This window comes from Bacteroides sp. AM23-12 (genome assembly GCF_003434395.1).
In the GTDB taxonomy this organism is placed as follows: domain Bacteria; phylum Bacteroidota; class Bacteroidia; order Bacteroidales; family Bacteroidaceae; genus Bacteroides; species Bacteroides thetaiotaomicron.
This window is the reverse complement of sequence record NZ_QTLF01000016.1, coordinates 111,291-122,199: the sequence shown is the minus strand read 5'-3', so window position 1 is coordinate 122,199 and position 10,909 is coordinate 111,291. Positions and strand designations below refer to the sequence as shown.

Annotated in this window: 8 protein-coding genes; 3 read left to right on the top strand and 5 right to left on the bottom strand. The window is 46.8% G+C overall.

The window, feature by feature from the left end:
- The coding region (locus DW640_RS14335; RefSeq protein ID WP_147326389.1) for a TolC family protein at window positions 1–530 on the top strand (530 nt) is incomplete at its 5' end.
- Window positions 531–787: 257 nt separating this feature from the next.
- Here DW640_RS14335 and wecB read toward each other — a convergent pair.
- Entirely contained in the window at window positions 788–1,915 is a 1,128-nt protein-coding gene (wecB, locus tag DW640_RS14330) for a non-hydrolyzing UDP-N-acetylglucosamine 2-epimerase (protein ID WP_008761833.1), read from the bottom strand.
- Window positions 1,916–1,965: 50 nt separating this feature from the next.
- A complete protein-coding gene (gene wecC, locus DW640_RS14325) occupies window positions 1,966–3,168 on the bottom strand; it encodes a UDP-N-acetyl-D-mannosamine dehydrogenase (RefSeq protein ID WP_117578557.1) in 1,203 nt (400 codons plus the stop codon).
- A gap of 105 nt (window positions 3,169–3,273) precedes the next feature.
- Between wecC and DW640_RS14320 the strand changes: the two genes are divergently transcribed.
- Together DW640_RS14320 and DW640_RS14315 are read left to right on the top strand one after the other, a co-directional pair.
- Window positions 3,274–4,539: a glycosyltransferase family 4 protein gene (locus DW640_RS14320; protein WP_032814124.1), complete on the top strand. Its 1,266-nt coding sequence runs from the start codon at window positions 3,274–3,276 to the stop codon at window positions 4,537–4,539.
- Complete coding sequence (locus DW640_RS14315) at window positions 4,532–5,287, top strand: glycosyltransferase family 2 protein (RefSeq protein ID WP_113748057.1); 756 nt, start codon at window positions 4,532–4,534, stop codon at window positions 5,285–5,287. The genes DW640_RS14320 and DW640_RS14315 overlap by 8 nt, the downstream gene beginning before the upstream one ends.
- Before the next feature lie 60 nt (window positions 5,288–5,347).
- Here the strand turns inward: DW640_RS14315 and DW640_RS14310 are convergent, their stop codons facing one another.
- The 3 genes from DW640_RS14310 to DW640_RS14295 form a co-directional block, all read right to left on the bottom strand.
- Window positions 5,348–7,699 carry a glycosyl hydrolase 115 family protein gene (locus DW640_RS14310; RefSeq protein ID WP_117578554.1) on the bottom strand — a complete coding sequence of 784 codons (2,352 nt, stop codon included), beginning with the start codon at window positions 7,697–7,699 and terminating at the stop codon, window positions 5,348–5,350.
- A 5-nt stretch (window positions 7,700–7,704) separates the two neighbouring features.
- Window positions 7,705–9,087 carry a family 43 glycosylhydrolase gene (locus DW640_RS14305; protein WP_008767248.1) on the bottom strand — a complete coding sequence of 461 codons (1,383 nt, stop codon included), beginning with the start codon at window positions 9,085–9,087 and terminating at the stop codon, window positions 7,705–7,707.
- A gap of 764 nt (window positions 9,088–9,851) precedes the next feature.
- On the bottom strand, window positions 9,852–10,709 hold the full coding sequence (locus DW640_RS14295; protein ID WP_072067077.1) for an SGNH/GDSL hydrolase family protein: 858 nt from the start codon (window positions 10,707–10,709) through the stop codon (window positions 9,852–9,854).
- Window positions 10,710–10,909: the final 200 nt, after the last annotated feature.

The window sequence follows — 10,909 nt, the reverse complement described above, 5'->3', positions numbered from 1 at the left end:
GCTCGGCCGAGCGGACGCTGGAAGCAGCGTTCTATGGCACCAATGCGGCACGTTCGGCTTTCTACCCTTCCATCACGTTGAGCGGAAGTGCCGGATGGACGAACTCCGTCGGGTCTATGATTCTCAATCCGGGCAAGTTCCTGGCATCGGCAGTAGGTTCGCTCACGCAGCCGCTCCTTAATAAAGGACAAGTGGTGGCTCAGTATCGCATTGCCCGTGCGCAGCAGGAAGAAGCGGCTCTCGGTTTTCAGCAAACATTGCTCAACGCCGGCAGCGAAGTGAATGATGCGCTGACTGCCTATCAGACCAGTCAGGGGAAAAGAATCTTGCTCGACAAGCAGATTGCTTCTCTACAAACAGCCGTGCGAAGTACTTCTCTGCTGATGGAACATACGAATACAACCTATCTGGAAGTACTTACCGCCCGACAGTCATTGCTCAGCGCGCAACTATCACAGACGGCCAATCATTTTACCGAAATACAAAGTTTAATTAACCTATACCGTGCTTTAGGGGGAGGACAGGAATAAAGAATATCATACTTCCTCTGTTTTTTTGATCCTAATGAAGAAGGGCTGCCGGAGAAGTGATTCTCTGACAGCCCGTTTTTCGTTAGAGGGCATTCCCGATAAGAAGTGTTATTAATTTTTGTTTCGCCCGGTCCCGCCATCGGCGCCAACGAACGGCATGATTTGTTTCATGCTCTGAAACTAAAAGTTTCATGCCTTGAAACCAACAGTTTCACACCGAGAAACCAATGGTTTCAAGCAATGAAACTATTTTGAAGTTATCGAAGCGCAGCTATGATTCTTTCGCAAGCCTGTCCGTCACCATAAGGGTTATGCGTTTCGGACATCCGCTTATACATTTCTTTATCTTGCAGCAGGGCAGTGACATTACTGACAATTGCCTCCGCATCCGTGCCGACCAGCTTCACCGTACCCGCCTCAACAGCTTCCGGACGCTCGGTCGTATCCCGCATCACCAGCACGGGTTTGCCCAATGAAGGGGCTTCTTCCTGCACACCGCCGCTATCAGTCAGCAGCAGAGTAGAATGTTGCATGGCATAAATAAAAGGCAGATAATCCAAAGGAGAGATCAGGTAGACATTGCTCAGACCGGAAAGCAGTTCATACACTGGCTTCTGCACATTAGGATTCAGATGAACGGGATAGACAATGTCCATCTCCGGGTGAAGAGCCGCCAGTTCTTTGATCGCTTTGCAGATATGCAGGAAACCATCTCCAAAGTTCTCACGACGATGTCCGGTGACGAGGATATACTCACGATCACCTACCGTGTAGCCTTTCTCCTGAAGTTCCTTCGCCATCTTTTCTTTCACACCGGCGGTGGTGGAAATGATATCGACTGCCATCAGCAGGGCATCAATCACCGTATTTCCTGTAATAAAGATTTTCTTCGCGTCTATATTCTCTTGCAGCAGATTTGCCCTTGACTGTTCTGTCGGTGCAAAGTAGTAAGTACAGATACGGTCTGTCACCTGGCGGTTCATTTCTTCCGGCCAGGGAGACAACATATTATAGGTACGCAATCCGGCTTCCACGTGTCCCACAGGTATCTGCATATAAAATGCCGCAAGGGATGCTGCCATCGAGGTAGTCGTATCTCCATGCACCAATACGGTGTCGGGACGGAAGTCCTTCAGCACTTCGCGCAGTCCGAGCAGTACTTTAGCGGTAATGTCATACAAGTCCTGATTGGGAGCCATGATATTCAGGTCATATTCGGGAGTGATACCGAACACCTCCAATACCTGATCCAACATCTGCCGGTGCTGTGCCGTAACGCAGACACGTGTCTCAAAATGTTCCGTATCTTTCTGGAGCGCCTTTACAAGCGGAGCCATCTTTATCGCTTCGGGACGGGTACCGAAAACGAGCAATATCTTTTTCATCTGCTTTATTTAATAGAGTCTATACAATCTCTTCGCAATTAAACTACATTTTATCGTCTCACGCCGCAGAAGTCCAGTTCTATCTTTCCTTCTTCTTTGGGCAATGCAAGGAAGACATCGTGGCGAACCAGCCAGACGATAATATCCGCTTTCTCGTATGCTTCCCGATAATCTGTCAGATGGAAGCTCTTATGAGTGCTTATATTAGGCTCGATAATCAGCACGTCCGCTCTCGATTCGGAGATGATGCGGGAAGCGATATATTTGGCGGGAGATTCCCGTAAGTCATCGATATTCGGTTTGAAAGCCAGTCCCATGCAGGCAACGACCGGTTCGCGCTCGTTCTGTTCCACAAACTTCTGACAGGTTTCCAATACTTTGTTCGCACACCAGTCCGCTTTGTAATCGTTCGTTTCACGGGCACGCTTAATGAGCTGCGCCTGTTCCGGATAGTCGGATACGATGAACCAAGGGTCTACCGCAATGCAGTGACCGCCTACTCCGCAGCCCGGTTGAAGGATATTCACACGCGGATGCTTGTTGGCAAGTTCGATCAGTTCCCATACATTGATTCCGGCTTTGTCGCAGATCATGGAGAGTTCGTTGGCAAAGGCGATCTGTGAGTCGCGGGAGGAATTCTCCGTCAGTTTGCACATCTCTGCCGTGCGGGCATTGGTGCCGTGCAGTTTGCCTTGTACGAAAGCGGAATAAAACTCAATGGCTTTTTCGGTGGATGCCGGATCGATGCCGCCTATCACGCGGTCGTTGTGCACCAGTTCGTATAATGTATTTCCCGGCAATACGCGTTCGGGACAATAAGCGATATGTATCTTCCCTTTCAGTTCGGGACGTTCTTTATAGATCACTTCCGCCATACGTTCGGTGGTATATACCGGAGAAGTGGATTCGATGACAAACAGGTTACCCTCCTGCAGATAAGGGATCACGGAACGGGTGGCCGCTTCCACATAGGTGATGTCCGCCCGATGGTTCTGCTTGAACGGGGTAGGCACTACGATAAAGAAAGCATCCGCCGCTTCCGGCTTGCATACAGCACGCAACTTTCCACTCTGCACTACGTCCCTGACTACCTGACCCAGTGCAGGTTCTACAATATGTATCTTTCCCTGGTTGATCGTTTCCACCACAGAAGGATTGACATCTACTCCTATGACTTCGAAACCGTGAGCGGCAGCAACGGCTGCCGTAGGAAGGCCGATATACCCTAATCCTAAAAACACAACCTTTTTCATGTTCAATATCTCCTTATTAATAAGTGTGGCAAAAGTACAAATAATATGTGACTTTGTACGGATTTTCACTGAAAACCACTACTTTTGTGCAAACATTTTGAAAGCATGAGGGTACTAATCATCAATACTTCCGAACGAATAGGTGGTGCGGCTGTCGCTGCCGGACGACTGATGGAATCGCTTAAGAACAACGGCATCAAGGCGAAAATGTTGGTACGTGACAAACAGACAGACCAAATCAGCGTCGTCGGCCTAAAGCGCAGTTGGCTACACGTATGGAAATTCATGTGGGAACGCATCGTCATCTGGAAAGCCAACCGTTTCAAGAAGAATGATCTCTTCGCCGTAGATATCGCCAATACCGGTACGGACATCACTTCGCTTCCCGAATTTCAGCAGGCAGATGTCATCCATCTGCACTGGATCAACCAAGGGATGCTGTCACTCAACACCATCCGCAAGATTCTGACTTCCGGCAAACCTGTAGTATGGACCATGCACGATATGTGGCCCTGCACCGGCATCTGCCATTATGCACGCGAATGCAGAAACTACGAACAGGAATGCCACCACTGCCCTTACATCTACGGAGGAGGAGGCAAGAAGGACTTATCTACCCGAATCTTCCGGAAGAAGAAAGAAATTTATAGTCAGGCATCCATCACGTTTGTAGGCTGTAGCCGCTGGCTGGCGGAGAAGGCCAAAGTCAGCGGACTGCTCACCGGACAAACGGTTATCAGTATCCCGAACGCCATCAACACGAATCTTTTCAAGCCTCACAATAAGCAGGAAGCCCGCAGAAAATGCAGGCTGCCACAGGAAGGGAAGCTGATTCTTTTCGGTTCTGTCAAGATAACAGACAAGCGAAAGGGAATTGACTATCTGATTGAAGCCTGCAAACTGCTGGCAGAGAAACATCCGGAATGGAAAGACTCATTGGGCGTGGTTGTTTTCGGCAACCAGTCGCAGCAGTTGCAAGACCTGATTCCTTTCCGCGTCTATCCGCTTCCTTATATTAAGAATGAGCATGAGTTGGTGGATATATACAATGCCGTAGACCTCTTCGCTATCCCTTCTCTCGAAGAGAATCTGCCGAATATGGTGATGGAAGCGATGTCCTGCGGTGTGCCCTGCGTCGGTTTCAACACCGGAGGCATACCGGAAATGATCGATCATCTGCACAACGGATACGTAGCTCAGCGCAAGTCTTCCGAAGATCTGGCCAACGGCATCCATTGGGTACTGACGGAACCCGAATATGCGGAACTTTCCGCACAAGCCTGCCGCAAAGCCATAGGCAACTATTCGGAAAGTATCATAGCGAAGAAGTACACGGACGTTTACAACAAAATAACAGGGAAATATGCATAGTGTCCATCCTACTCCCAAGTTCTCGATTATCACGGTGACCTACAATGCCGAGAAAGTACTGGAAGATACCATCCAAAGTGTTATCTCGCAGACTTACCACCACGTAGAATACATCATTGTGGACGGAGCCTCCAAAGACGGTACTCTCTCTATCATCGACAGATACCGCTCACGGATAACTACCGTCGTCAGCGAACCGGACAAAGGATTGTACGATGCCATGAACAAGGCGATCTCCCTTGCCAGCGGCGACTATCTCTGTTTCCTGAATGCGGGCGACTGCTTTCACGAAGACGACACCTTGCAGCAAATGGTGCACAGCATTCATGGGAGTGTTCTCCCCGACGTCATCTACGGGGAAACTGCGATTGTTGACAAAGACAGGCACTTTCTGCATATGCGCCGCCTTTCCACGCCCAAAAAGCTGGACTGGAAGAGTTTCAAACAAGGAATGTTAGTCTGCCATCAGGCTTTCTTTGCCAGACATACGCTGATGGAACCTTATGACTTAAACTACCGGTACTCCGCTGATTTCGACTGGTGCATCCGCATCATGAAAAAGGCGCGTACCCTGCACAATACGCACCTGACAATCATCGACTATCTGGATGAAGGAATGACTACGCAGAACCGGAAGGCTTCTCTTAAAGAACGGTTCCGCATTATGGCAAAACATTATGGATGGATAAGTACCGCAGCACATCACGCTTGGTTTGTACTGCGGTTGATTATCAAGCCGGGACAATAAACAGTGTATTTCAGACTGACTGACCCAGCCAGTCTGAAACTATAAAATATAGAATTATATCTAATTCACCTCATAAAGCATTACCTGATCCAGTATCACTCCCTCATCCAATGCCTTGATGACCAATTGATGTGATTTCCTGCCCAGAACGGGAAGTACGATTTTCCGGATTGCCTGATTACGAAGCACGTTCTCTTTCCATTCCTCGCTGCGCCCCTTCGTTTCGTACGCTATCACTTCAGGCTCGGCACCATCCAGAGAAACCGAGAAACGCAACTTATCGCCATGCACCGGATGATTGGGAAGTAACCGGATATCCACCTCTACCGAGTCCGTTTTCAGATTACCGAAAGAGAAAGTCAGCGCATCGCCTTTTCTTATCTCTGCGGCTTTGCCTTCATATCCCAAACCTTCGCAGACAATAGCGTTGCCCTTCTTTGCCTCCGCCCCATTCCATTGACAGGCTGCTTTACGGTCCGCTGTCATCGGAGCAGTAGCCGCATTTCTTTCCACACGGTTGAATACAGGGAGCTTGCGGGGTTTGAAGTCCATCATGCGATTCCATTTCCCATTCTCCAATGAGTTATAATGTTGAGTCAGTGCAGCAATGCTGTCGTAAGCGGCATCACTCTTTTCCCAGTCTTCCTTATCGTGGCGTGCCAATTGGGCGTATAACAGTTTGCGATTCATTTGTGTCGCAGCCTGTACGGGATATTTCACCAGTTCGAAGTAAGCGCTCTGTCTGTCGGCGGGTACTTTAGAAGCAGCTTTCTCTACTGTTTCCGAAAGTTCGCTGTAAGCATTCAGACGTTCGTTTATCTCTCTTTCGCTCCACGGTAAGTCTTTGACTACCCGATAGACCGGATTCTTTTCTTCCTCCCGTGTATTTCCCATAAATTCGGGTTTGCGGATATGTGCCAAGCGATAATGTTCCTGCATAACGGGGAGGATGGTCTTTGCACAGGAGGTTCCCAGTTCCCGTTCCAGCCAATGTTTCAGATGTGCGGTTACTCCTTCGGAAGATACCTTATCCAGATTCCATGCCATATCCATGAACAGTTCTATCTGATACTCGGCAGGTTTGATGTCTCCGACGTTCAGTATCCACATTTTCTGTATTCCCTGATCGTAAGCCTGCTTCATCTGTTGATAAATGAGCGATGGACTCATGGTGCTCAACCATAAATGATCGTGCGGGCGTCCCCAGTAGGAAACATGATAATAGACTCCGTTGCCGCCTTTACGGGCACGCTCTTCGGCAGTGGGGAAATGACGGATATAGCCGTAGTTATCATCACACCACATCAAGGTCACGTCTTCGGGCACTTGCAGTCCCGCATGATAAATATCGAGCACTTCCTTATAAGGAATAAAGACCTGCGGCACTTGTGTTACGTCTTTATTCACGTACTTTTCGAGCAAGCCGCGCTGGTCAACAAATACCCGGTTCAGGACGGCTTTCTGTTCTTCTACCGTCTTGGCTCCCTGCATCTTTCCATCGTGAACGCCACGCATACCCAGCGTGTAAAGTATCTCTTGTCCGGCAACTTCTTTCACACGATTTTCCCAAAACTGATAAACGGCCGGACTGTTATTCACGTAATCGTATGCTCCTTTTCCACGTATTTTCCATTCTCCGGCAGCATTGCACGCCATTGGTTCGCAGTGGGAAGCTCCCATAAAGATGCCATACTTTTTCGCTGCTTCCCGATTGCCCTTCGTCAGAAAGAAAGGCAAGGTACACTCATGCATAGCAGGCCAGTAGGTATTGGCCCGCAAACGAAGCAGCAACTCAAAAATACGTTCGTTGGTACGCGGCCCGATTTCTCCTTTCACATCCGACGGTTCGTAAGTCTTGTTACTCCAAGGCATCAGTCCCCAATCTTCATCATTAATAAAGATGCCCCGATACTCCACAGAAGGAGACTGCAACTCTCTAAACTTGCCCGAAAGACGAAATGTCTCTTTCTTCTCCGGAGTCACATCTGCCCACCATTCCCAAGGGGAAACGCCCAGCAGACGGGATATTTCAAGTATGCCGTAGGCTGTACCGTGACTGTCGCTGCCGGCTACTACTAGCTTTCCATCTTCTGAGACGGCGAGCATGAAAGCCTGCTTTTTGTTTTTTAATGCGGAAATATCGATGCCTGCCTGCTCAATCAGCTTGCTCTGTCCGATCGTTCCTACTATGATGTTTCCGGTGTTTGTGTCTATATGGGCAGTTGCCGACAATACAGTCTGAAGGTCACGGGACAACAAGTCCAGAGAAGTACGCACCACCGGTGCTTCCGAACCGCTGCAAGCTATCGCAACCGGCTGACCGGACTGCAAAACAAAATCTTTTTGTTTACCCTGAACGGACACGATCACTGCTACCCAAGCAAGGAAAGAAAATAAAATTCTATTTCTCATAAATATTACAGTTTTACAATATCAGTAATGGTCACAAAGCAATCGTCGCTGCCATAGATTCTCTTCGTTTTATCAGTCCATGTGGGGCTGATGCCCGTAACTTCAATCACCAGCGTATATTCCCCTTCAGCCAATTGGGGAGTCTTAAAACGCGTTGCATGATCATTCGCCTTACTATAGAAATCGACCAGTGAAGAATATATTTTCTCCCCTTTCTTATCAAGGATATTCATACGCGCATATCCGCTATGACAGTTCGTTTCGCCCATAACAGCCACACAAGAGCCAGTGAAAGGAATGCTCAGCGTACTTCCTTTTACATTGGAAGATATTCTTCCTTCCTCCACTTTCCAGTCAGCTTCTTTACTGAACGTTATCTTCTTTAAATCGACGGTTTTTCCTTTGCGCAGAGGATTTACGGGTTTCAACTTATCAACGTCCCAGGAAGGCCAGTATTCCGGAATAGAAAGCTTTGTTCCATCCACCTGCATAGGCATCCACACATAGGTGGCAGCCGAAGCCTGATGCGGATAAGACCAGCGATCGCCCATAAACATAGGAATCGTATCTTCGCCACACTTTAAAGGAAACACAAAAGTGGTCTGTGAATTATAGGTCAGGCTTCCTTCGGGAGCAAACAAACCTTGTCTGGTCCACGGGCCTTTGACGGAAGGGGCAGTAAAGTAGAAATTATCATTCTTCTCCCAACTGGTCAGATTGGAGAACAAGAAGAAATACGTGCCGTCCTTTTTAAACATTGCCGGAGACTCTCCGTGAGAACCACCTACTCCCGATACCACTTTTTCCTCTGCCGTACGGTAGTCCTTACTCAAACGATAGACAATTCCTCCGTGCAACAGCAGATATCCGGTACCGTCCGTGTCCTGATAAGTTCCCATATCCCAGCGGCGAATAGGCTTACCTTCATACAACAGAGGTCCGTGAAGTTTATATTCACCTGCTATAGTGCTACAGGTAGCATAACCGATATGGGGATCTTTATAGTTCATATCGTCTGCATGCATATACATCACATACTCGCCGGTAGAAGGGCATTTCATGACTTTCACACGCTCGCCTACACGATCAGGGCCAAGAATTCCGCTTGACTGCATCGGCAGTACAACACGTTCGAACTTCCAGTTCACCAAATCATCAGATGAATAACAACTGAAACCCGGAAAAGCATTGCTCTTGTCCGACTTATATTCCCCGAAAAGATAATATCTGCCATTCTCTTCCACAATGCAGGCACCGTGGGCATTGACTATCTCTCCCCTGTCGTCAAACCAGGGAATTCCGTTATTTACTACTTTTTCCGTTTTCCGGGCCATGCCCGTTCCGTAAGATACCCACAAAAGGGCAAACAATAACATCCAGTATTTCATGATATTCTTCTATAAATGCTTATAAAAAGTATAAGGCACAATTAAATTACAAATTTACGATTAACTATCTATATTCCTATGGAGAATAGTACAACAAGCATGGAATATTGTACTATTTTTCTTCAAAACAACATCCCGCAGAACAGCCACGCACTTTCCATCTCCGTCGTGCATATCATGCAGCATCTTTCATCATTGATAAAAATAAGAATATTTAATGCACAAAAATAGGGAGAAGAACGCAATGAGACGGGAGGTAAATCGGGCAGATATAGGGGGTAAATCGGGCAATAAAGTAAAAGATTGTCATGTTACGATAATTCGCAGTCTGCTAAGTCAAATAAAAGAGAACTCTCTACGGGTTCTTCTGACATATAGAAAACTTTTTACCATCAATACTAAAATCGCAGTTGAGTTTATAATAAATAGTTGCATCGTTTATTATAAACGGTCTCCCCATTTATTATAAACTCCAATACACCTTTTAAGCACGTATTTCTTGATTTTATGCAACAAAAAAGGCTGCAAACCGTATAAAAAGTTGCAGCCTCAAGCTTATCACCGGTTCACATAGATGCTGATTTGCATATGATCCCCTTTGTGTTTTGTTATAATGTTACACTATTTTTTTCGGTTCGGTTAAGATGATTGATAAGGTGCATTTCGTTTCATTTTTTAATGGGTTGTTACTTTATTGCCTGTATGACTCCTGCAAATATACAACAAAAAAATGCCTTTGTCAAGTCCTGCGGATATTTGAATAATTAAAAAGCGACAGGCAGTGCAAGTAACTGATACATCAAAGTGCGTGCCATACGCTCCTGCCCTTTGGTGTCGGGATGCAAACGGTCATAGCCGGCATCATAGAAATAAATAAGCTGTTCTTCAACCATCGGATTCATACCTGTCACTGCATTAAAGTCTATGACAGGTATTCCCCATATATTTCCTGCCTCCTTAATAGCCTGCACATAAGCATCTATATATTCTCCGCAACCATTCTGATAGCTTTCATCCGGCTGGACATTCTTATCGCCGAAGTTAGCCAACGAACGATGCAAAGGAGTCAGCAGAACGATCTGCTTATCCGGGAAAAGTTTCTTCAGTTGAGTGATTCCTATATTAATACGACCTCTATAAGTGTCTTGAGTCATGACAGGCGTACGCTTTTTCCGCGTCACCATCTTCTTCATCTCACCGTGAGCAGACAGCACTTGCTCTTCTTGTTCCGTAAACCACTCACCGATAGGCACACTACTATTATAATCGTTTGTCCCCATAAAAACCAGGATAGCATCGACTTCTCCGCCATGTTCTTTCTTCAGCTTTTCCGCCTGACGGGGTACATCATCCCACTGCCTTCCACTAATGCCGTAAACAAAAGGAGTGATCCCCAGCCATTCTTTCAGAAAGTCCCAGTACTTCTTTATATTATCACCGTAGCAATTCGGGTCTGTGATGGAATCTCCGATGTATCCTACTTTCTTGCCTTGCCAGGGATGCTGAATACAACCTTGTTTATTTTCAGAAAAGTCTTTTGTTACAGATGCTTGCTCTTGTCCATACGCCAAACAAGAGGAGAGAAACAAAACTGTGCATATGATCAGAAACCTGTTTTTCATTGTTTTATTCTATTAATAATGAGGTACTCGTATTCAAGTATGGAAATGCAGCCTCAAAAATAGACAGTTTAAGCGAAAGTAGCAAGAATAAAAACAAGAAGATAAAGATAGTATCTTCTTCCCCCGTTTGCAGGGCAACTATAATCTGATTGCAGGACATATATAGCCAATGTGCAGGGTAACTATCTCCTGCACGTTGG